The 23,576-nt window shown below is 62.4% G+C and carries 16 protein-coding genes; 2 read left to right on the forward strand and 14 right to left on the reverse strand.

Annotated features, from left to right (window positions below; all coding sequences use genetic code 11):
- Window positions 1-145 precede the first annotated feature (145 nt).
- The 10 genes from ACOAPY_RS19015 to ACOAPY_RS19060 form a co-directional block, all read right to left on the reverse strand.
- Entirely contained in the window at window positions 146-1,564 is a 1,419-nt protein-coding gene (locus ACOAPY_RS19015) for an FAD-dependent oxidoreductase (RefSeq protein ID WP_076582772.1), read from the reverse strand.
- 31 nt (window positions 1,565-1,595) lie between these two features.
- Window positions 1,596-6,041 carry a glutamate synthase large subunit gene (gene gltB, locus ACOAPY_RS19020; protein ID WP_465154336.1) on the reverse strand — a complete coding sequence of 1,482 codons (4,446 nt, stop codon included), beginning with the start codon at window positions 6,039-6,041 and terminating at the stop codon, window positions 1,596-1,598.
- A 247-nt stretch (window positions 6,042-6,288) separates the two neighbouring features.
- Window positions 6,289-7,938 carry an SPOR domain-containing protein gene (locus tag ACOAPY_RS19025; protein ID WP_465154337.1) on the reverse strand — a complete coding sequence of 550 codons (1,650 nt, stop codon included), beginning with the start codon at window positions 7,936-7,938 and terminating at the stop codon, window positions 6,289-6,291.
- A gap of 9 nt (window positions 7,939-7,947) precedes the next feature.
- A complete protein-coding gene (aroB, locus tag ACOAPY_RS19030; RefSeq protein ID WP_465154338.1) occupies window positions 7,948-9,051 on the reverse strand; it encodes a 3-dehydroquinate synthase in 1,104 nt (367 codons plus the stop codon).
- 49 nt (window positions 9,052-9,100) lie between these two features.
- On the reverse strand, window positions 9,101-9,619 hold the full coding sequence (gene aroK / locus ACOAPY_RS19035; protein ID WP_076582766.1) for a shikimate kinase AroK: 519 nt from the start codon (window positions 9,617-9,619) through the stop codon (window positions 9,101-9,103).
- A gap of 2 nt (window positions 9,620-9,621) precedes the next feature.
- The gene (gene pilQ, locus ACOAPY_RS19040; RefSeq protein WP_465156873.1) at window positions 9,622-11,739 is read right to left on the reverse strand and encodes a type IV pilus secretin PilQ; all 2,118 of its coding nucleotides are present in this window, start codon (window positions 11,737-11,739) and stop codon (window positions 9,622-9,624) included.
- A 52-nt stretch (window positions 11,740-11,791) separates the two neighbouring features.
- Window positions 11,792-12,295: a type 4a pilus biogenesis lipoprotein PilP gene (gene pilP / locus ACOAPY_RS19045; protein ID WP_465154339.1), complete on the reverse strand. Its 504-nt coding sequence runs from the start codon at window positions 12,293-12,295 to the stop codon at window positions 11,792-11,794.
- Between the two features lie 20 nt (window positions 12,296-12,315).
- Complete coding sequence (pilO, locus tag ACOAPY_RS19050) at window positions 12,316-12,948, reverse strand: type 4a pilus biogenesis protein PilO (protein ID WP_465154340.1); 633 nt, start codon at window positions 12,946-12,948, stop codon at window positions 12,316-12,318.
- Window positions 12,945-13,568 carry a PilN domain-containing protein gene (locus ACOAPY_RS19055; RefSeq protein ID WP_465154341.1) on the reverse strand — a complete coding sequence of 208 codons (624 nt, stop codon included), beginning with the start codon at window positions 13,566-13,568 and terminating at the stop codon, window positions 12,945-12,947. Before ACOAPY_RS19055 ends, pilO begins: the two co-directional genes overlap by 4 nt.
- Window positions 13,568-14,632, reverse strand: a complete 1,065-nt coding sequence (locus ACOAPY_RS19060; protein ID WP_076582755.1) for a pilus assembly protein PilM — start codon at window positions 14,630-14,632, stop codon at window positions 13,568-13,570. The genes ACOAPY_RS19055 and ACOAPY_RS19060 overlap by 1 nt, the downstream gene beginning before the upstream one ends.
- A gap of 184 nt (window positions 14,633-14,816) precedes the next feature.
- Between ACOAPY_RS19060 and ACOAPY_RS19065 the strand changes: the two genes are divergently transcribed.
- Window positions 14,817-17,231, forward strand: a complete 2,415-nt coding sequence (locus tag ACOAPY_RS19065; protein WP_465154342.1) for a penicillin-binding protein 1A — start codon at window positions 14,817-14,819, stop codon at window positions 17,229-17,231.
- Between the two features lie 61 nt (window positions 17,232-17,292).
- Here the strand turns inward: ACOAPY_RS19065 and ACOAPY_RS19070 are convergent, their stop codons facing one another.
- The 4 genes from ACOAPY_RS19070 to rpmE all read right to left on the reverse strand — a co-directional run bounded on the left by ACOAPY_RS19070 (window position 17,293) and on the right by rpmE (window position 21,106).
- Window positions 17,293-18,561 (reverse strand): malic enzyme-like NAD(P)-binding protein, encoded by a 1,269-nt coding sequence (locus tag ACOAPY_RS19070; protein ID WP_076424290.1) that lies wholly within the window; start codon window positions 18,559-18,561, stop codon window positions 17,293-17,295.
- An 87-nt stretch (window positions 18,562-18,648) separates the two neighbouring features.
- Window positions 18,649-20,088, reverse strand: a complete 1,440-nt coding sequence (locus tag ACOAPY_RS19075) for a M48 family metalloprotease (RefSeq protein WP_465154343.1) — start codon at window positions 20,086-20,088, stop codon at window positions 18,649-18,651.
- Window positions 20,085-20,888 (reverse strand): thermonuclease family protein, encoded by an 804-nt coding sequence (locus tag ACOAPY_RS19080; protein WP_465154344.1) that lies wholly within the window; start codon window positions 20,886-20,888, stop codon window positions 20,085-20,087. The genes ACOAPY_RS19075 and ACOAPY_RS19080 overlap by 4 nt, the downstream gene beginning before the upstream one ends.
- Before the next feature lie 5 nt (window positions 20,889-20,893).
- Entirely contained in the window at window positions 20,894-21,106 is a 213-nt protein-coding gene (rpmE, locus tag ACOAPY_RS19085; RefSeq protein ID WP_465154345.1) for a 50S ribosomal protein L31, read from the reverse strand.
- A gap of 163 nt (window positions 21,107-21,269) precedes the next feature.
- On the opposite strand from rpmE, the gene ACOAPY_RS19090 reads away from it, so the two are divergent.
- Window positions 21,270-23,489 carry a primosomal protein N' gene (locus tag ACOAPY_RS19090; protein WP_465154346.1) on the forward strand — a complete coding sequence of 740 codons (2,220 nt, stop codon included), beginning with the start codon at window positions 21,270-21,272 and terminating at the stop codon, window positions 23,487-23,489.
- Window positions 23,490-23,576 lie beyond the last annotated feature (87 nt).

Here is a 23,576-nt window from a genome sequence, read left to right on the forward strand (position 1 = left end):
ACCCCCTTCCTCCGGGCGGGCCTCTGGATCACAGGTACCCGCGCGCCTTGGCGCAGAAAAAGTGCGGGCATTTTCGCAGACCAGAAAACAAAAGGCACGGCGAGTGCCGTGCCTTTTGTCTATCGCGACGATTTGTCCCAGGCGATCAGACGCCCAGGTAGTCGAGGATGCCTTCGGCAGCGTTGCGACCCTCGAAGATTGCCGTCACCACCAGGTCGGAACCGCGGACCATGTCGCCACCGGCGAAGATCTTCGGGTTGCTGGTCTGGTGCTTGAACTGGCTCTTCTCCGGCGCCACCACACGACCCTGGCTGTCGATGTCGATCTTGAAGTCGGCGAACCAGGCGGCCGGACTCGGACGGAAACCGAAGGCGATCAGCACGGCTTCCGCCGGGATGATTTCCTCGGAACCCGGGATCGGCTCGGGGCTGCGGCGGCCACGGGCGTCCGGCTCGCCGAGACGGGTCTCGACCACCTTGACGCCTTCCACCTTGTCCTCGCCGACGATGGCGATGGGCTGGCGGTTGAAGAGGAACTTCACGCCCTCTTCCTTGGCGTTCTTCACTTCCTTGCGCGAGCCCGGCATGTTCTCTTCGTCACGACGGTAGGCGCAGGTCACGGCTTTGGCGCCCTGGCGGATGGAGGTGCGGTTGCAGTCCATCGCGGTGTCGCCGCCGCCGAGCACGACCACGCGCTTGCCCTTCATGTCGATGAAGTCTTCCGGGGACTTCTCGAAGCCGAGGTTGCGGTTGACGTTGGCGATCAGGAAGTCCAGCGCGTCGGTCACGCCCGGCAGGTCTTCGCCCGGGAAACCACCCTTCATGTAGGTGTAGGTGCCCATGCCCATGAATACGGCATCGTACTCATCCAGCAGCTGCTGCATGGTCACGTCCTTGCCGATCTCGGTGTTCAGGCGGAACTCGATGCCCATGCCGGTGAAGACTTCGCGACGACGGCTCATCACGGTCTTTTCCAGCTTGAACTCGGGGATGCCGAAGGTCAGCAGGCCACCGATTTCCGGGTTCTTGTCGAACACCACCGGGGTCACGCCATTGCGCACCAGCACATCGGCGCAGCCCAGGCCGGCAGGGCCGGCGCCGATCACGGCGACGCGCTTGCCGGTCGGCTTGACCTTGGACATGTCCGGACGCCAGCCCATGGCGAAGGCGGTGTCGGTGATGTACTTCTCCACCGAACCGATGGTCACCGCACCGAAGCCGTCGTTGAGGGTACAGGCGCCCTCGCACAGACGATCCTGCGGACACACGCGACCGCACACTTCCGGCAGCGTGTTGGTCTGGTGGCTCAGCTCGGCGGCGGCCAGGATGTTGCCTTCGGAGACCAGCTTCAACCAGTTGGGAATGAAGTTGTGCACCGGGCACTTCCACTCGCAGTACGGGTTGCCGCAGCCCAGGCAACGATGTGCCTGGTCGGCGGCCTGGGCCGGTTTGAAGGGTTCGTAGATTTCCACGAACTCCTTCTTGCGCTGGCGCAGGAGCTTCTTCTTCGGATCCTTGCGCCCGACCTCGATGAACTGGAAGTCGTTGTTCAGACGTTCAGTCATTTCAAAACCTCATCAAACCACTTCAGGCGCGTTATTGCGGATTGGCACGGGTGCTGGAGAGCAGCGAACCGAGGCTCGCGGCCTTCGGCTTGACCAGCCAGAACTTGCGCAGGTAATCCTCCAGATTCTCGAGCAGGTGAGTGCCCCAGGGGCTGGCGGTTTCCGCCACGTATTCGCTCAGCACTTCACGCAGGTGGCTGCGGTAGGCCTCCATGGCCTCGTTGCTGATGCGCTGGATTTCCACCAGCTCGTGGTTGACGCGGTCGACGAAGCTGTTGTCCAGGTCGAGCACGTAAGCGAAGCCGCCGGTCATGCCCGAGCCGAAGTTCACCCCGGTCTTGCCCAGTACGCAAACGAAGCCGCCAGTCATGTACTCGCAGCAGTGGTCGCCAGTACCTTCCACCACGGCATGGGCGCCGGAGTTGCGCACGGCGAAACGCTCGCCAGCGGTGCCGGCGGCGAACAGGCGGCCACCGGTGGCCCCGTACAGACAGGTGTTGCCGACGATGGCCGACTCCTGGGTCTTGAACGGGCTACCGGCCGGCGGGGTGATCACCAGCTTGCCACCGGTCATGCCCTTGCCGACGTAGTCGTTGGCGTCACCCTCCAGGCGCAGGTGCAGGCCGCCGGCGTTCCATACGCCGAAGCTCTGGCCTGCGGTGCCCTTGAAGCGGAAGGTGATCGGCGCGTCCTTCATGCCCTGGTTGCCGTGCTGCTTGGCGATCTCGCCGGACACGCGCGCACCGATGGAACGGTCGCAGTTGCAGATGTCCAGCTCGAACTCGCCACCGGTCTTGCCGGCGATGGCAGCCTTGGCCAGCTCGACCATCTTCTCGGCCAGCAGGCCCTGGTCGAACGGCGGGTTCTTCTCGACTTCGCAGAACTGCGGCTTGTCGGCCGGGATGTGGTCGCTGCCGAGCAGCGGGCTCAGATCCAGGTTGCCCTGCTTGCCGGTCTCGCCCGGCAGCACGTCGAGCAGATCGGTACGCCCGATCAGCTCGCCGAGGCTACGCACGCCCAGCTTGGCCAGCCACTCGCGGGTGTCCTCGGCAACGTAGGTGAAGTAGTTCATCACCATTTCGACGGTGCCGATGAAGTGGTCCTTGCGCAGCTTGTCGTTCTGGGTCGCTACGCCAGTGGCGCAGTTGTTCAGGTGGCAGATGCGCAGGTACTTGCAGCCCAGGGCGACCATCGGGCCGGTGCCGAAGCCGAAGCTCTCGGCGCCAAGGATGGCGGCCTTGATCACGTCGAGACCGGTCTTCAGACCACCGTCGGTCTGTACCCGCACCTTGCCGCGCAGGTCGTTGCCGCGCAGGGTCTGGTGAGTTTCAGCGAGGCCCAGCTCCCAGGGGCTGCCGGCGTACTTGATGGAGGTGATCGGCGATGCGCCGGTACCGCCGTCGTAGCCGGAGATGGTGATCAGGTCGGCATAGGCCTTGGCCACGCCGGCGGCGATGGTGCCGACCCCGGCTTCTGCCACCAGCTTGACCGACACCAGCGCATCCGGGTTGACCTGCTTGAGGTCGAAGATCAGCTGCGACAGGTCCTCGATCGAGTAGATGTCATGGTGCGGCGGCGGCGAGATCAGGGTCACGCCGGGCACGGCATAGCGCAGACGGGCAATCAGGCCGTTGACCTTGCCGCCGGGCAGCTGGCCGCCCTCGCCGGGCTTGGCGCCCTGGGCCACCTTGATCTGCAGCACTTCGGCGTTGACCAGGTATTCCGGAGTGACGCCGAAGCGGCCGGTGGCCACCTGCTTGATCTTGGAGCTGCGCACGGTGCCGTAGCGGGCCGGGTCTTCGCCGCCCTCGCCGGAGTTGGAACGCGCGCCCAGACGGTTCATCGCCTCGGCGATGGCCTCGTGGGCCTCCGGCGACAGGGCGCCGAGGGAGATGCCGGCGGAGTCGAAGCGCTTGAGCACGTCATTCAGCGGCTCGACCTCATCCAGGCTCAGCGGCTGGTCGGCCAGCTTGAGCTTGAGCAGGTCGCGGATCATCGACACCGGACGCTGGTCGACCAGCGCCGCGTACTCCTTGTACTTCTCGTAGCTGCCCTGCTGCACGGCGGCCTGCAGGGTATTGACCACGTCCGGGTTGTAGGCGTGGTACTCACCGCCGTAGACGAACTTGAGCAGACCGCCCTGCTGGATGGCCTTGCGGTTGTTCCAGGCTTCGTTGGCCAGGAGCTTCTGCTCGTCTTCGATGTCGACGAAGCGCGCGCCCTGAATGCGGCTGGCAACGCCGCGGAAGCACAGCCCGGTGACTTCGTCGGACAGGCCGACGGCCTCGAACAGCTGGGCGCCGCGATAAGAGGCGATGGTGGAGATACCCATCTTCGACAGGATCTTCAGCAGGCCCTTGGAGATGCCCTTGCGGTAGTACTTGAACACCTCGTAGAGGTCGCCCAGCACTTCACCGGTGCGGATCAGGTCGGCCAGGACTTCGTAGGCCAGGAAGGGGTAGACGGCCGAGGCGCCGAAGCCCACCAGCACGGCGAAGTGGTGCGGGTCGCGGGCAGTGGCCGTCTCGACCAGGATGTTGCAGTCGCAACGCAGGCCCTTCTCGGTCAGGCGATGGTGCACGGCGCCGGTGGCCAGAGCGGCATGCGCCGGCAGCTTGCCCGGGGCGATGTGGCGGTCGGTGAGGACCAGCAGCACCTTGCCGGCACGCACGGCTTCCTCGGCCTGGTCGGCGATGTTGCGCACCGCGGCTTCCAGGCCGATGGCCGGGTCGTAGTTGAGGTCAATGACGTGACGCTCGAAGCCCGGGGTGGTCAGGCTCATCAGCGCACGCCACTTGGCCGGGGAGATCACCGGGCTGCTCAGCATGACGCGGCTGGCGTGGGCCGGGGATTCCTCGAAGATGTTGCGCTCGGCGCCCAGGCAGATTTCCAGGGACATGACGATCGACTCGCGCAGCGGGTCGATCGGCGGGTTGGTCACCTGGGCGAACTGCTGACGGAAGTAGTCGTAGGGCGAGCGGATGCGCTGCGACAGCACCGCCATCGGCGTGTCGTCGCCCATCGAGCCCACGGCCTCCTGGCCCTGCTCGCCGAGCGGACGCAGCACCTGGTCACGCTCCTCGAAGGTGACCTGGAACATCTTCATGTACTGCTTGAGCTGGTCGGCGTCGTAGCTGGCCACGCCATGGTCGTCATCGAGCTTGGCCTGGATGCGCACGGCGTTCTGGCGCAGCCACTGCTTGTAGGGGTGGCGCGACTTCAGGCGGTTGTCGATGGCATCGGTGTCCAGCACCTGGCCGGTTTCGGTGTCCACCGCGAGGATCTGGCCCGGGCCGACACGGCCCTTGGCGATCACGTCTTCCGGCTTGTAGTCCCACACGCCGATTTCCGACGCGAGGGTGATGTAGCCGTTCTTGGTGGTGACCCAGCGCGCCGGGCGCAGGCCGTTGCGGTCGAGCAGGCAGACGGCATGACGACCGTCGGTCAGCACCACGCCGGCGGGGCCGTCCCACGGCTCCATGTGCATGGAGTTGTACTCGTAGAACGCGCGCAGGTCGGCGTCCATGGTCTCCATGTTCTGCCAGGCCGGCGGGATGATCATGCGCACGCCGCGGAACAGGTCGATGCCGCCGGTGACCATCAGCTCGAGCATGTTGTCCATGCTCGAGGAGTCGGAGCCGACGCGGTTGACCAGCGGGCCGAGCTCTTCCAGATCGGGAATCAGCTCGTTGGCGAACTTCAGGCGGCGGGCCACGGCCCAGTTGCGGTTGCCGGTAATGGTGTTGATCTCGCCATTGTGGGCGAGGAAGCGGAACGGCTGCGCCAGCGGCCATTTCGGCAGGGTGTTGGTGGAGAAGCGCTGGTGGAACACGCAGATCGCGGTCTGCAGGCGCTCGTCACCGAGGTCCGGATAGAACTGCTGCAGGTCCGCCGGCATCATCAGGCCTTTGTAGATGATGGTCTTCGGCGAGAAGCTGCAAATGTAGTGGTCGGTGTCGGCGGCGTTCGCCACCGAGGAGCGACGACGGGCGCTGAACAGCTTGATAGCGAACTGCTGGTCGTCCAGGCCTTCGCCACCGATGAACACCTGCTCGATCTGCGGCAGGCGCTCCAAGGCCAGGCGGCCGAGCACGCTGGTATCCACCGGCACCTTGCGCCAGCCGATAAGCTGCAGGCCGGCGGCCTCGATCTCGCGGTTCATGTTGGCGCGGGCGGCCTCGGCCTTGGCCGGGTCCTGGTTGAAGAACACCATGCCCACCGCGTACTGCTGCGGCAGTTCACGGCCGAATTGTTCCTTGGCAATGGCGCGCAGGAACAGATCGGGCTTCTGAATCAACAGACCACAACCGTCACCGGTCTTGCCGTCGGCGTTAATACCGCCGCGGTGGGTCATGCAGGTCAGGGCTTCAATGGCGGTCTTCAGCAAGTGATGGCTTGCCTCGCCCTGCATGTGGGCAATCAAGCCGAAGCCGCAGTTATCCTTGAACTGATCAGGATGGTACAGACCTGCTTTCATAGACACTCTCACCAGGCTGCCTCGTGGAGGCAAATTGCTTTCTAATTCATCGACCTAGCTGCCGGCCGCGCAGGGCTGTGCCCCAGCTTGGCGCAGGCAAAGGGGGGTCATTTTACATAGCGACCCTGGCCCTCACAAATTTTTGTGACGGCCAAATGAAAACTTCTGTCGCCTGGGCGAAAGGCGGCGACCGGAGGCCCGTGCTAGGACCCGCCGGTCACCAATTGAAAGGCGATTCACGCGCCTCTTAGCGGGCTCGCACGGCTTCCTGCTGGATGCTGGCGAAGCTGCGCGGCCAGGGCTTGCCAGCCTGAACGGCGGCCGGCAGCGACTTGATGGCCGCCTGAGCGGCAGCGCGACTGGAGAACTGACCATAGGTCACCACGTAAAGCGGTTGCCCCTGGTGCAACTTCTTGAAGTAGCGGTACTCGCCACCATTCTTGCTGACGAAGGCCTTGGCGCTGCTCTCCGAGCGAGTGCCCAGGATCTGCAGGGCATAGTTGCCCGCGGGGCGACTGGCATACCACTCGCCGCCAGGCGCCGGAGCCACACTGGCAACAGCAGGAACAGGCTTGGCCACGGGCGCGACCGGCTTGGGCACCGCTGGTTTCGGCGCCGGGGCCGCCGCCACCGGCTTGGCCGCAGCAACGGGTTGCGCCGGCGCCTGAACGGACACAGGTTTGGGCGCAACCGCCTGCGCCGGCGGCGCACTGGCCACGGTCGGCACCACAGGCGCACTGACCGGAACCGGAGTTACCACGGGCGCGGACGGTGCTACTGCCGGCACCGGCGCCTGCGTTTCGGCAACACCGCCTTCCTCACCTTCCTGCATGCCGGAGGCCTGCGCCAACGGCTCGCGAATCACCGGCTGCGCCTCGCCCACCAACGGCAACGGCAACGGCTGACTGGTGCCACTGAACTCAACGGCAGCCCCCTGCCCCGGCACCGCAGCCTGCGCCACGGGCTTACCGGGTTCGGCTGGAGCAGGAACAGCGCCTTGCGGCACCAGCTCGATCGGCTTCTCGGTCACCATGGGCGGCGTACTTTCCGTACGCCCCTGCATCAGCCACGCAGCCCCCAGCGCAACCGCAACAACCGCGACCGCGAGCAGATGCTTCTTCGGCAGACCTCCACCGGCCGCCGCCGCGCCACTGGCGCGACTGGCCAGCATGGCCTCGACCAACACCTCGCGCGCCGCCTGATTGATCGCGCCAGGCCAGCCACCAGAGCTCAGATGGATGTCAGTGACCTGATCATCGCTCAGCAGATCAATACCCTGACCCGCACCATCAAGGCGCTGAGCAAGATACTCGCGAGTCTCGTCTTCGCTGTAGGGCAGCAGCTCAATGACATGGAAACGCTCCTCGCCATCGGCCAACAGCTCCAGCCGCGGCAGGATATCGCTCTCGGCAAACAGGAAAACGTGCGGACGACCATCGGCATTGCCAGCCGCCAGCGTGAACAGCGCATCAAGCGCAGCATCGGCCAACTGCTCGGCATCGTCGACCAGCAGGTACACCTCCTGCCCAGTCAGCGCCAGCTGGGACACCTGCGCCAGAATGCTGCGCACATCCATCTGCTGCATGCCCAACCCCTGGGCCACCTGGCGCAGCACACCACCGACATCACCGGCGCCGCGCGCGGAAATCACCACCGACTGCACCGACTGCTTGTTGGTGCTGGCCACCAGCGCCTGGCGCAGCAGCGTCTTGCCGCTGCCATGCGGGCCGGTCACGACCAGCAGCAGCTGACTGTAGCGCGCCAGATGATGGAGCTGGCCCAGCACTGGCTTGCGCTGGGCAGGAAAGAAACGGAAGCCCGGCACCCGCGCAGCGAAGGGGTCATGACTGAACTGGTAGTGCGCGAGAAAGGCCTCGTCGGCGTGCAGACTGCTCATGTAGCTCTCTTATTCTCCAAGCTGAGCCAGCAACGCGCGATAATCGGCACGCAGCGTGGCATCCAGGACTTCCCGCGGGAAGTCATCGGTAATCACGGCCTCACCGAGGCCTTTCAGCAACACCAGCCGCAGGCGGCCATCGAGCACCTTCTTGTCGACCGCCATATGCTCGATAAAATCCTCGGGACGCATTTCGGCAGGCGGCACCACCGGCAGCCCGGCGCGTACCAGCAGGCGGATGCCACGGTCGCGCTCAGCGCCAGAGATCCAACCCAGACGCGACGACATTTCCAGCGCCATGACCGTACCGGCCGCCACCGCCTCGCCGTGCAGCCACTCGCCGTAGCCCATGTGCGTCTCGATGGCATGGCCAAAGGTATGCCCCAGGTTGAGGATGGCGCGCAGCCCGGACTCACGTTCATCAGCCCCCACCACTCGCGCCTTGGCGGCACAGGAGCGCTGGATGGCTTCGATCAGGGCGGCAGGCTGGAGTTCACGCAGAGACTCGACATGCTCCTCCAGCCAACCGAGGAACTGCAGATCACAGATCAGGCCGTACTTGATCACCTCAGCCAAACCCGCTGACAACTCCTTGGCTGGAAGGGTATTCAGCACGGTCGTGTCGATGATCACCGCGTTCGGCTGGTAGAAGGCTCCGACCATGTTCTTGCCAAGCGGGTGGTTAATGCCGGTCTTGCCGCCTACCGACGAATCAACCTGAGACAGCAGCGTGGTAGGGACCTGAATGAAATCGACGCCCCGCTGGTAACAGGCCGCAGCGAATCCCGCCATGTCACCCACCACGCCGCCACCGAGGGCAATGATTGTGGTCTTGCGATCATGACGAGCCTGCAGCAGACCGTCGAAGATCAACTGCAACGTTTCCCAGGTCTTGAATACCTCGCCATCTGGCAGAATCACAGTTGCAATGTCCTGCCCCGACAGCGATTGTTTCACCAGATCCAGATAGAGAGGAGCGACGGTCTCATTGGTGACGATAGCCACCTGGCGACCGGCAAGGTGCGACTTGAACAACTCTGGACGAGCCAGCAGCCCCTCACCGATGTAGATGGGATAGCTGCGGTCGCCAAGATCGACGGTAAGAGTCTGCATGAAGCCCCCGAACATAAAGGGCGTAGGATAACGCAGATGGGCCCGCTCTTTAACGGGGAGGCAACGCCTTGAGGCGATCGACGATTTCTTGCACGACCAGCCGCGGCGGGCGCTCATCCGTCTCGATAATGATATCGGCGATCTCACGGTAGAGAGGATCGCGAATCTCCATCAGGTTGCGCAGCACCTTGCCAGGCTCGGCATTGCGCAACAGCGGACGGTTACGATCCCGGGAAGTGCGTTCCAGCTGCTGCTCGACAGAGGCATGCAGGTACACCACCCGCCCCCCGGCACGCAGGGCCTGGCGATTCTCGGGCCGCAGCACCACGCCACCACCCGTGGCAATCACCACGCCATCAAGTTCGCAGAGCTCCACGACCATCGATTGCTCGCGCTCGCGGAAACCCTGCTCACCCTCCACATCGAATATCCAGGGGATATCGGCACCGGTTCGCTGCTCGATTTCCTTATCTGAATCCTTGAAGTGCAGCCTCAGCTCTTTGGCCAACAACCGCCCGATGGTGCTCTTGCCAGCCCCCATCGGGCCTACCAGGATTACGTTTTGCACTATCAGTTGCTTACCGCGATTGACTGGTTGTTCATGATCCGCGGCGTTACGAACACAAGAAGCTCATTCTTAGTATCAGTAACCGTATCCCGACGGAAAAGACGCCCCAAGTATGGAATGTCACCCAGAAGAGGCACTTTCTCGACACTCTTGCTCTGAGTATTTGAGAAAACACCACCAATTACGATTGTCTCTCCATCATTAACCAAAACCTTGGCGTTAACCTCATTCTTCTTAATAGGAGGAACACCTAGAACTGCATTCTCATAGTCCGGCTCATCCTTATTGACCTTAACCTCCATGATAATACGATTATCAGGAGTAATCTGAGGCGTAACCTCCAAGGAAAGCGCAGCCTCTTTGAAGGAGACTGTCGTGGCACCGCTTGAGCTCGACTCCTGGTAAGGGACCTCAGTACCCTTCAATATCTTGGCAGTTTCTTTATCCGAGGTAACCACCTTCGGCTGAGAAATGACCTCTCCGTTGCCAGTCTTTTCCATCGCAGACAACTGCAGGTCCAAAATAGCATTGTCAGTCAAAAAACCTATTCCAATACCAGATGTAGCGGCATTCGCGCCGAGATCTACAAAAGGCACAGGCGAACCGCCATCATCCTCTGTCGTCGGGAGCGTACAGCCGCCAGCAAACGGCCCACAACTGCGATCTTCATCATCCGTCAAACCTTGAGAGCCATCTTTACCATAAGCGCTCCACTTACCATTGCTTACGGCACCGCCCCAACGCACACCCAAGCTCTTATCGTAACCGACACTCGCCTCAACAAGGCGAGCCTCGATTAAAACCTGGCGAACGGGAATATCCAACTGAGCAACAATACGGCGCAACTCGTCCAACTTATCTTGCGTTTGGTAGGCAATAATACTGTTAGTTCGATCATCAACGGTCACCGAACCCCGCTCGGAATCAGCCCCCTCTCCCTCACCAGATATACCAGCAACAGATTGAAAGAGCGCAGCAATATCCGAAGCCTTGGCGTAATTAACCTGAATCAGCTCACGCCGCAATGGCGCAAGCTCCGCGATCTGATTTTGAGCCTCTAGCTCCTGGCGTTCACGTGCAGCAATCTCGTCCGCCGGAGCGATAAGCAGCACATTACCTACCTTTCGCTTATCCAGACCACGCGTCTTAAGCACCAAATCCAAAGCTTGATCCCACGGCACATTTTGCAAACGCAGCGTAATATTGCCCTGAACGGTATCGCTTGCCACCAAATTCAAATCAGTAAAATCAGCAATCAACTGCAGAACAGAGCGAACGTCAATATCCTGGAAGTTGAGAGAGAGCTTCTCCCCCGTGTATGCGAACTTTTCAAGCTTACGTTTCTCCACATCATCGGAGGACAAAGGCTTGACGCTAACCGTCAGTTTGTTATCAGCCTGGAAAACCAAATAATCGTAAAAGCCCTGCGGTTCGATACTGATACTAGCCCTATCAGATTGAGCAGACGCGCTCACATACTGAACAGGAGTCGCAAAGTCTTTCACATCGAGACGCACCTTCAGGCTGTCCGGGAGAGCAGTCTTCGCAAAGGACAACTGAATCTTCCCGCCCTGCTCCTGAACATCAGCAGTTACGGAAGCATCCGACAAAGCAATAACGACGTTACCTTCACCCTGTTCACCTCGTTGAAAGTCGACGCCCTGTATGGCCTTGCCGGCAACTACCGCTGGTCCCGCAGGGGCTTGCACAAGAGCGGAGCTGACCTTAGCAACCGACGAGGCAGCCTCACCCACCACGACATACAAGTTATTTCCCTCAGCCCTTGTTGCATAAGGCACCAAGGTGGACAGGTTTACAATCAGGCGAGTCCGGTCCTTGGCCTCGACAATGCTCACGCTTCGAGCATTACCAACCCCGATCTCACGATTTCTAACCCCCAGCTTGTTTGCAACACCAGGCAAATCCAGAGCAATACGAGCAGGCTGCTCTATCGTGTAGCCCCGAGGAGCAGAAATTGGGCCATTAAACTCCAGCTTCAACTCCACCTTGTCACCCGGGAGAGAAGCCACATTCATAGCTGTGAGATCAGCCGCAGCAGCGAGCGAGGTAAAAAACACTAGAGCTATAGAGATGCCAACGCGAGAGAAGGCGCTATTCATAAGCCGGCTCCAATTAACTATTTCGTAATTTTTCTTCATACGGATCCCGTGACTATGTACGCTCTTTTAGAGTTAGGCTCCGCGGACGCTCGAGCCAACCGCCCTCACCATCAGGTACGATCTCTATAACGTCTATCTTGGCCTCATCAACGGAAACTATGCGCCCATGATTGCGCCCGAGATAATCCCCCACCTTCACACGATGAACACCACCGGCCCCTCGAACCAAACCATAGGCACCGCCATCTCTTGCAAGAGTACCAACCATCTCAAAGGTCTCGATGTTGAAGCCTTCAAGGAACTGCTTGACCCTGGTCTCGTCAGGCGTTACATCTTTCGAACCTTTTTGCTGCCTAGCAATATCAACCTTAACAGGCGGCTGAAAGGGGCTTCTAAGTGCCGCCGCACTATATGTGAAAGCCTCATAAGGTTGAAACTTTGGCAACGGCTCGATAGCACCCTGCGGTCGTGCGCGCACCTCATCCATATATGCCTGAAGATCTGAGAAGTCATCCCCACCCAAACAGCCTGATAGAGCAAGCGCCGAGATGGTCATAAAAAATAGCCGCCCCCCTATCATTTCTTAAGCCCCTCGTCGTTATAACGGTAAGTTTTCGCGAGGATGGTCATGCGCAGCTTAGATGAGCCGACAGCCCCCTCATCCTCAACCGACTTTATTTCGAAATCATGCAAAGTCACAATTCGAGGAAGGCTGGCCACGCCACTGACAAAAGTAGCGAGATCGTGGTACCCACCAACAACCGCTATTTGGATTGGAAGTTCTATATAAAACTGCTGAACCGCTTCAGGCTCCAGCTTGATCTCCTCAAACTCCAAACCACTACCCAGTCCTGTACGCGTAATATCCTCCAGCAACCCGGGAACTTCCGTGTCACTGGGCAGCTGACGCAACAACGAACCAAAAGACTCTTCCATTTCTGCCATTTGGGCCTTGTAGGCATCCAGATTGGCCGCTTGAAAAGCTTTAGCAGCAAATTGGTCTTTTAAAGACTGCTCCTCGACTCGCTGCTGCTCCAGCCCATCCTGAAGATCCTTGAGATAGAAGTTATAACCAAGAGCGATTGCCAGAATTAGCAGAACACAGCATGTAATGACCTTAACCGCAGCAGGCCAAGCACCCAGGTTATTAAGGTCGAGTTCGGCGAGATCGACCTTTTTCAGCGACTCGATTGCTTCGGCTAGGCTCATGGTTTATTACCACCATTTTTTGCATCTTTTACCGTACCCTGCGCCCCTTTGACGGACGCAGCACCTGCATCTTCACCCGGCTGAGTCTGCTGAACCGTTAGCTGGAAGACATTTGCCTGATCAATTGCGCCCGCGGTGACAGCCTTAACCTCAGTCAGAGTTGGGGCAACCAACCACTCAGATGCGTCAAGATTACGCATCAGGCTCGACACTCTATTATTCGACTCCGCCGCCCCAACAACCGCAATGCTTTTATCAGTTCGTTTAAGGCCGGTGAAGTAGACGCCATCGGGAAGAGTACGCACTAACTGATCAAAAACATGCCCAATTACTGGCCTGTTACCCTGCAAATCCTGAATGATTTTCATTCGCTCAAGTAATTGCGCGCGCCTTTCTTTCAGCTCCTTAATCGCCTTAATCCGCTCATCCAGAACAGCTATCTCTTTCTTAAGGAACTCATTTCGAGCATTCTGCTGTTCAATTGCGCCGTTAAGGTATTGACCCGCCATAAAGACCAAGCCAGCCGCAATAGCAAGCGTCCCGCCAAGGGCGACCAAGAAGCGCTGCTTGCGCTCTTCGCGCAATTGCTCCCGCCATGGAAGTAAGTTGATCCGCGCCATCAGTCAAAACTCCTCATCGCCAGGCCACAGGCAATCATCAAGGACGGGGCATCGCTAGCCAGGGCTCCGGCATTGACTTTGCTACCCAGCGCCATATCGGCGAAGGGGTTGGCTACCAGGGTAGGAGTACCAATCTTCTGTTGAATCATGCGATCCAGATCAGGAATCGAGGCCGTACCACCTGCCAGCAGGATGTAATCGACATCATTGAACTGGCCGGCCGCGAAGAAGAATTGCAGCGAACGCGAAACCTGCTGCACGACCGCTTCCTTGAAGGGCTGCAGCACCTCGCTTTCGTAGTCATCCGGCAGGCCACCCTGTTTTTTGGCCAGACCGGCCTCCTCGACGGAGAGACCGTAGCGACGCTGGATCTCTTCAGTCAGCTGGCGCCCACCGAACAGCTGCTCCCGGGTATAGATCGTGCGGCCATTGTGCAGCACGCTCAGGGTGGTCATGGTGGCACCGATATCGACCACGGCGACCGTCAGCTCATCGACGCTGCCGCCGAGCTGGGACTCAAGCAAGGCATAGGCACGCTCGAGCGCATAGGCTTCCACATCGACGACCTTGGCCGTTACACCGGCGAGCCCAAGAGCCGCCTCGCGAACCTCGACGTTTTCTTTACGGCAGGCAGCCAGCAAGACTTCGACTCGTTCGGGGTTGCGCGCCGAAAGGCCCTGCACCTCGAAGTCGATAGCCACCTCTTCCAGTGGATAAGGGATGTACTGGTCGGCCTCGATCTTCAGCTGGTTCTCCAGCTCGTCATCGTTGAGGCCGGCCTCCATTTCGATGGTCTTGGTGATAACCGCAGAACCGGCCACGGCCACCGCAGCGGTACGCACGCTGGTTTTTGCCTTGCTTAGAACGCGAGCAAGGGCCTGACCGACCCCTTCCAGCTCGGCGATGTTCTTTTCGACAACGGCATTGGGTGGGAGCGGCTCGACGGCATAGGCCTCTACCTTGTAGCGGCTTCCGGAGCGACTCAATTCAAGGAGCTTGACCGAGGTCGAACTGATGTCGATCCCCAGAAGCGTGTTCGCTTTCTTATTGAAGAGCCCTAGCACGACCGATTTCCTATCTGCATCCGAGACTTACGGACTATTTATGTTTTTCCACATTAAATAACAGTCTTGACAGAAGCGCAAATGGCTCCCCTGCAAAAAAACCGCTTATAATGTGAACAGTTTTCCCCTTTTCGCACCGCGCAACACTTAACCCATTCTTTTACCTGGAATTCCAAGAACCTTGATGCGTTTGCTGAAGTTTTTCTGGTGGTCTTGTGTCGCCGTTTTTTGCGGGTTGGTGCTCAGTTTCAGCGGCGCCTTTCTCTATCTTAGTCCCGGCCTACCCTCCGTCGAGTCGCTGCGCAGCATCCAGCTGCAGATACCGCTGCGTGTCTACAGTACTGACGGCAAGCTGATCGCCGAATTCGGCGAGATGCGTCGCTCACCGATCCGCTTCGAAGACATTCCACCCGACTTCATCAGGGCCCTGCTGGCCGCCGAGGACGACAATTTCGCCAACCATTATGGCGTTGACTTCACCAGCCTGGTGCGCGCTGCTACGCAGTTATTGGCGAGCGGTCACATCCAGACCGGTGGCAGCACCATCACCATGCAGGTAGCGAAGAACTTCTTCCTCACCAATGAGCGCAGCTTCTCACGCAAGATCAATGAAATCCTGCTGGCGTTACAAATCGAACGCGAGCTGAGCAAAAACGAGATCCTCGAGCTCTACGTCAACAAGATCTATTTGGGCAACCGCGCCTACGGCGTCGAGGCTGCGGCTCAGGTCTACTACGGCAAGTCGATCCGCGACCTCAGCCTGGCCCAGCTGGCGATGATCGCCGGACTGCCCAAGGCCCCCTCGCGCTACAATCCGCTGGTCAACCCGCAGCGCAGCATGGAGCGTCGCGACTGGATCCTCGGGCGCATGTACAAACTCGGCGCCATCGACAAGGCGCGCTACGATGCCGCCCTGGCCGAGCCCATCGACGCCCGCCACCACGTACAACCGATCGAGCTCAATGCCCCCTACATCGCCGAGATGGCGCGCGCCGAGATGGTCGGCCGCTACGGCAGCGATGCCTATACCGAAGGTTTCCGCGTCATCACCACGGTGCCGTCGCAATTGCAGGACGCCGCCAGCACCGCACTGCATGAAGGCCTGATCGCCTACGATCAACGCCACGGTTTTCGGGGCCCCGAAACCCGCCTGCCCGGCCTGACCCGCGAAGCCTGGCTGCAGGAACTGGCCAAGCACAAGAGCATCGGCGGCCTGCAACCGGCCATCGTCACCCAGGTCGAAAAGAGCGGCATCATGGTCCTGCTGCGCAACGGCGAAGAGCAGCCGGTCGCCTGGGACAGCATGAAATGGGCACGCCCCTTCCTCAACACCAATAGCCTGGGTCCGCGCCCGCAGAAGCCGGCGGACGTGGCGCAGATCGGTGACCTGGTACGCGTCGAGCCGGACAAGGAGAGCGGCGCCCTGCTGTTCCGCCAAATCCCGGCTGCACAGAGCGCACTGGTCTCACTCGACCCGCAGGACGGCGCCATTCGCGCACTGGTCGGCGGCTTCTCCTTCGAGCAGAGCAACTACAACCGCGCCGCCCAAGCCAAACGCCAGCCGGGCTCCAGCTTCAAGCCCTTCATCTACAGCGCAGCGCTGGACGCCGGCTTCACCGCTTCCAGCCTGGTCAACGATGCGCCCATCGTGTTCCAGGAAGCCGGCATGGAAGAAGCCTGGCGCCCGAAGAACGACAACAACACCTTCCTCGGCCCGATCCGTCTGCGCGAGGCGTTGTACAAGTCGCGCAACCTGGTATCGATCCGCGTCCTGCAGACGATCGGCATCGACTATGCACTCGACTACATCAGCGCCTTCGGCTTCAACAAGCAGGAGCTGCCGCGCAACCTGTCGCTCGCTCTGGGTACCGCAGGCCTGACCCCGCTGGAAATCGCCGGCGGCTGGAGCGTCTTCGCCAACGGCGGACGCAAGATCCAGCCCTATCTGATCCAGCGCATCGAAAGCCGCGACGGCAAGACCCTGTTCACCGCCAACCCGCCGCGCACACCGGAGCGCCTGCAACTGGTCGAGGAGCAAAACGCTTCGCTGCTGCTCGAAGAGCCGAATGCCGAAGTGGTGAAACCCGTAGCGGCCGAGCAGATCATCGACGAGCGCACCGCCTACATCATGACCAGCATGCTGCAGGACGTGATCAAGCGCGGCACCGGCCGCCGCGCCCTGGCGCTGGGCCGCGGTGATCTGGCAGGCAAGACCGGCACCACCAACGAGTCCAAGGACAGCTGGTTCTCCGGCTACAACGCCGACTACATGACCACCGTCTGGGTCGGTTTCGATCAGCCGGAAAGCCTAGGCCGCCATGAGTACGGTGGCACCGTGGCCCTGCCGATCTGGATGAGCTACATGGGCGCCGCACTCAAGGACAAGCCGGACCACCTGCCGCCCGAGCCAGCCGGCCTGCTCAGCCTGCGCGTCGATCCGCTGAGCGGTCGCGCGGCATCGCCCGGTTCGCCCGATGCCTACTTCGAGCTGTTCAAGAGCGAGGACTCGCCGCCTCCGATGAGCGAGCTGGACCCGGCGCTCGGCATTCCCGGCAGCCCGCTACCGGCTGACGAGGCGACACCGATCGACCTGTTCTGAGGCCTTTCGCCCAGCCACAAAAAAGCCCCGCATTCGCGGGGCTTTTTCATTGCAACGGCGATCAGCCGTTGAACACCTCATCCACCGACTTCAGCGGATAGTGCGACGGGTAGGGCAGGGTCGCCACGCCGCTCTCGATCGCCGCCTTGGCCACGGCATCGGCCACCACGGTGATCAGGCGCGCATCCATGGGCTTCGGAATGATGTACTCGCGACCGAAGCTCAGCTCGATGCCGCCATAGGCATCGCAGACTTCCTTGGGTACCGGCAGTTTGGCCAGTTCGCGCAGGGCGTTGGCGGCGGCGATCTTCATTTCCTCGTTGATACGAGTGGCGCGTACGTCCAGGGCACCGCGGAAGATGAAGGGGAAGCCGAGCACGTTGTTGACCTGGTTCGGGTAGTCCGAACGACCAGTCGCCATGATCACATCCGGGCGCGCCTCACGGGCCAACTCCGGCTTGATTTCCGGGTCCGGGTTGGAGCAGGCGAACACGATCGGGTTCGGCGCCATGCGCTTGAGGTCTTCCTGGCTCAGCAGGTTGGCACCGGACAGGCCGACGAATACATCGGCACCGTCGAGAGCGTCGGACAGGCTGCGCTTGTCGGTAGCGTGAGCAAACACCGCCTTGTACTGGTTGAGGTCGTCACGACCGGCGTGGATCACGCCCTTACGGTCGAGCATGAAGATGTTCTCGACCTGGGCACCCATGCTCACCAGCAGCTTCATGCAGGAGATGGCGGCCGCGCCGGCGCCGAGGCAGACGATTTTAGCTTCCGGCAGGGTCTTTCCGGCGATTTCCAGAGCATTGAGCATGCCGGCCGCGGTGACGATGGCGGTGCCGTGCTGGTCATCGTGGAACACCGGAATATCGCACTGTTCGATCAGCGCACGCTCGATCTCGAAGCACTCGGGCGCCTTGATGTCTTCCAGGTTGATACCACCGAAGGTGATGGAGATACGCTTGACGGTATCGATGAAGGCTTGCGGGCTCTCGGCATCGACCTCGATATCGAACACGTCGATACCGGCGAAACGCTTGAACAGCACACCTTTGCCTTCCATCACCGGCTTGGACGCCAGCGGGCCGAGGTTGCCCAGGCCGAGAATGGCGGTGCCGTCGGAAATCACTGCCACCAGATTGCCCTTGCCGGTGTAGCGGTAGGCCAGTTCGGCGTCACGGGCGATCTCGCGTACCGGCTCAGCCACACCTGGGCTGTAGGCCAGGGCAAGGTCACGGGCAGTGACGGTGGGCTTGGTCAGTTCGACGCTGAGCTTTCCCGGACGGGGCTGAGCGTGATACTCGAGAGCGGCAGTTTTCAGATCGGACATTTCGGCTATTTCCGCTTTGCTGTGAAAGGCAGGCGAGCGAGCATACGCAAGATGACCGAGGCCCACAAGGCCGGGGCTCGCAGCGCCTCAGCGGACCACTTTGAGCCAATCGCCAGGAAGTGGCTGACCGGTCGGATACAGACCATTAAGCAGACGCAAGCGCTGCAGCGGGTCACCTTCCCCACCCATCTGCCGACTCAACTCCTCCAGGCTCTGTCCCGCCTTGAAGCGCACCAGCTGCAGGCGCCGGGACTGGCCCAAGGCTCGTTCATCGACCTGCAACGGACGGAAACTGCGGATCACCGCCATGAACTGCTCGTCGGCCGCCTCCAGCGAGGCACGCCCCTTCACCGCGCCGACGAACAGAAATGCCTGCTGTCCACGCGCCACCACCGCAATCCGCTTGGCATCACGCCCCGGCAGCACACCGGTGGTCACGTCCAGACCGTTCTGGACGAAGCTCTGCTGGGCTGCCAGACCACGACCACCGGTACGCTGACGAATGAACGCCTGCGAGCCGCCGCCACCCGGCAACCCTTCCAGGCTCATGACCAGAAAGGCCTGCTCGTCGGCGCGATGGACGATCAGCGCGTCGGGCCGATTGATCAGTTCCCAGCCCTGCGGAAAGGCCAGGGTGAAATCCAGGCCGACATGATAGAAGCGCTGACCACGGCGCACGCCGGCCTCGGTGGAGTCACCGAATGGCATGCCGTCGATCATCTTCAGGTAGGTTTCGCGCCCCACCTCACCCTGCCCTGTGGCCAGCGGCGTGGCGGCAGCGACGACCTGACGCAGGCGAGTATCGTTGTCCGGGTGCGTGTCGAACAGGCCATGGTAGCCGCTCGGCGCCACGTCCTGCCCGCGCGCCTGCGCCTCGGCGCGCGCGAAGTCTTCCTGGTTCTTCAACACCTTGACCACTTCGATCATCGCCTGCGGGTCGTAGCCGCTGCGCGCCAGGTACTGAGCGCCGAAGCCGTCGGCCTCCAGCTCCATGTCGCGACCGTAGCCACGCACCAGGGCAGTCCCCAGCGCACTGGTGACGTCGCCGGCCGCGCCGACGCCAGTGCCGATGGCCACGGCCTGACCGAGGATGTTCCAGGCGGCGGACTGGCTCTGCTGGCGCACGCTGTGGCGCGCGGTAACGTGACCGACCTCATGGCCAAGCACAGCGGCCAGCTCCGCCTCGGAGCCGAGGTAGGCCATGAGCCCGCGGTGGATGTAGATGTGCCCGCCCGGAATGGCGAAGGCGTTGATCTCCGGACTGTCGACCACCGTGAAGCTATAGCGCAGGTGGCTGCGATGGCCATAGCGGGCAACACGCTCGCCAACCCGCTGCACATAGGCCTGCAGCTTCTCGTCGGCGTAGCGCGGGTACTGCTTGGCGATCTCCTGGGCGTAGTTGCGCCCCAGCTCGATCTCCTGCTGCTCGCTCATCATCACGAAATCGGTCTTGCCGGTGGCCGGGTTGACCGCACAACCAGCGAGCTGGAACAGCAGAAGCGACAGCAGCAACAGGCGCCAGATCATGGCAACACCTCCAGCATGGCCGCATGCGTCAGCGGCAACAGCCAGCGCGCCTGATCAGCCTGCAGGCCGCCGCGCCGGGAACGGTCGATGACCCAGCCGCGCGCCTCGACCTCACGCCCGACCAGGCGCTGCAGGGCCGCCGCATCGAAGTGACGCAGCAGCTTCGGCTCGACGCGCAGCACCAGCGGCCCTTCCATCTCCAGCCACAGCCCGCCGCGATTGCGCTGGACCGTTTCGATGCGACCGCGCACCAGGGCAAAACCGCCACGGCGCAGGTCGAACGGACTGATCCACTGCACCTGCTGCCACAGCCCTAGCTGACGCGCCCGCGCCTCGGTCTCTGCGTCGCGCTGGCAGGCCTCGAGTCCATTGGCCGGCTCGAAGGCCACGCGAAATCCCAAGCCCTCAGCCAGCAGTTGCGCCTCCAGATTGCGGCCGCTGCCGTCGTAGGCATGCGCCAGGGTGCGACCGTAGTGATCGCGCGGCTTGGCCCCGAGGCGCAGGCCGACACGCCCGTCATTGGCCGCTACCAGCGCCTGCAGGCGGCGCTGCGCCGCCTCGGCGAAAGGCTCGGCCGGGCGCCCGTCCCGCGCCCGCTCGGGGGCATTGATACCGATCAGGCGCACGCTGCGGCCATCGGCCAGGCGCAGGGTGTCGCCGTCCACCACCTTGGCTACACGCAGCGCCTGCAGCTCGGGCTGCAGCGGGCAGAAGGCCCATGCCGCCGGTTGCAGGCAGACAGAAACGAAAAAGGCGCCCACCAGGGACGCCTTCTTCAGCAGTGTGGTCTGCGCCACCATCCGGCTTACTTGCTGCCGAACACGCCGAAACGCTGCTTGAAGCGGTCGATACGGCCGCCGGTGTCCAGCATCTTCTGCTTGCCGGTGTAGAACGGGTGGCACTCGGAGCACACGTCCAGGTTCATCGGCTTGCACAGGGTGGAACGGGTCTTGATCACGTTGCCACAGCTGCAGGTTGCAACCATTTCTTCGTACTGCGGATGGGTATCGGCTTTCATCGCTTTTTCCTCGGTGGTGTGTGCCGCCACTCGGCTCGTTGCCGGGTACCGCACGGAAATAGGCCGCGCACTATATCAGACCGCTACCAGCGCGCAAGCCGCACCAGCGGCCGGGCGACGTGCGGGCGTGCTAGCATCGCGACCTCGATTTTCGGAGTTCGCCGTGCCCGACACCATCCTGCGCCTCGCCCTGCCCTCGCCGCTGCGCCGCCTGTTCGACTATCTGGCGCCGCAGGGTGTGCAGCACGCGGCATTGCAGCCAGGCGTGCGTTTGCGCGTTCCGTTCGGCCGGCGCGAGGTGGTAGGCGTGCTGGTGGAGGTGGTGCAGCACAGCGAGGTGCCGGCGGACAAACTCAAACCGGCCCTGCAACTGCTTGACCGCACACCGCCGCTGCCGGCGCCGCTGTTCAAGCTATGCCTGTGGACGGCGCAGTACTACCAGCACAGCCTTGGCGACACACTGAGCTGGGCACTGCCGGTGCTGCTGCGCCAGGGCGAGCCCGCCGAAGTTCGCCAGGAGCGCTACTGGCACGTGAGCGCCGGCGCCAGCCCGGATGACCCGCGCCTGGCCCGCGCACCGCGCCAGCGCGAAGCACTACGGACCCTGGCACAACACCATCACGGCGTGCCGCACGGCCTGCTGAGCAAGCTGCAACTGAACAAGGACAGCCTCGACCTGCTGCTGGAGAAGGGCCTGGTGCACGTCGAGGTGCGCCGCAGCGCACCGCTAGTGCGCCACGGCGGCTGGCTGGCCCAGCCGGAGCTGCCGCTCAACACCGAACAACGCGCCGCCTTCAATGCCGTGCAATCCGGCATGAGTGGCTTCGGCGCCTACCTGCTGTATGGCGTCACCGGCAGCGGCAAGACCGAGGTCTACCTGCAGCTGATCCGCCACTGTCTGGAGGCCGGCAAGCAGGCGCTGGTGCTGATCCCGGAGATCAACCTGGGGCCGCAGACGGTGGAGCGCTTCGCACGCCGCTTCAACGCGCGCATCGCCCTGCTGCACTCCGGAGTCAACGACCGCGAGCGCCTGGATGCCTGGCTGGCCGCGCGCGATGGCGAGGCCGATATCGTGATCGGTACAAGGTCTGCGTTATTCACCCCACTGAAGACCCCTGGCCTGATCATCGTCGACGAGGAACACGACGCCTCCTACAAGCAGCAGGAGGGGCTGCGCTACCACGCCCGCGACCTGGCCCTGGTGCGTGCGCGCCAGGAGCACCTGCCGATCGTCCTCGGCTCGGCCACGCCGTCACTGGAAAGCCTGCACAACGCCCACGCCGGACGCTATGCCCTGCTGCGCCTCAACCAGCGCGCCGGCGGCGCCCAGCAGCCGCGCTTCCTGCGCCTGGACGTGAAGAGCCTGCCACTCGACGCCGGCATCTCCGGCCCGCTGCAGCAGGCGATCCGCCAGACGCTGGAAGCCGGCCAGCAGGTGCTGGTGTTCCTCAACCGCCGCGGCTTCGCCCCCACCCTGCTGTGCCACGACTGCGGCTGGATCAGCCAGTGCCCGCGCTGCGACGCGCGCATGACCCTGCACCAGCGCCATAACGAGCTGCGCTGCCACCACTGCGGCCACGTCGAGCGCCCGCCGCGCAACTGTCCGGAGTGCAACCAGGTCGACCTGCGCCCGGTGGGCGCCGGCACCGAGCGCGCCGAGGAGCGCCTGGCCCTGCTCTTCCCGCAATTCCCGGTGCTGCGCATCGACCGCGACAGCACCTCGCGCAAGGGCGCCATGGACAAGCTGTTCGCCACCATCAACAAGGGCGAGCCGTGCATCCTGGTCGGCACCCAGATGCTCGCCAAGGGTCACCATTTCCCGCGTGTGACCCTGGTGGCGATCCTCGATGCCGATGGCGGCCTGTTCTCCGCCGACTTCCGCGCCAGCGAGCGCATGGCCCAGCTCACCGTGCAGGTGGCCGGCCGCGCCGGCCGCGCCGAAGAACCGGGCAAGGTGATCATCCAGAGCCACCTGGCCGACCATCCGCTGCTGGTCCAACTCACCGAGCAGGGCTACCCGGCCTTCGCCGAACAGGCCCTGAGCGAAAGGCGCGGCGCCGGCCTGCCGCCGTTCGCCCACCTCGCCCTGCTACGGGGCGAGGCGCACAAGCCGGGCCAGGCCGAGGCCTTCCTCGATGATGCCTGCACCTACGCCGAACAACTGTGCGCGGAGCTCAAGCTGAACGGCATCGAGCTGCTCGGCCCGGTGCCGGCGCCCATGGAGCGCCGCGCCGGGCGTTTCCGCGCCCAGCTGCTGCTGCAGTGCGCCAGCCGCGCGCCGCTGCACAAGCTGCTGGCGCACTGGCTGCCGGTGCTGGAAGCGATGCCGGCCGGGCGCGCCGTGCGCTGGTCGCTGGATGTCGACCCCATCGACCTGTTCTGACCTCCGCCCCGGATTGCATGCGCGCTACAGCTCGCCTGTGGCCTGCAACTGGCGGCTGCTTCTATAATGCGCAGTTTTCGACCAGCC

Source organism: Pseudomonas stagnisoli (genome assembly GCF_048595745.1).
In the GTDB taxonomy this organism is placed as follows: Bacteria; Pseudomonadota; Gammaproteobacteria; order Pseudomonadales; family Pseudomonadaceae; genus Aquipseudomonas; species Aquipseudomonas alcaligenes_A.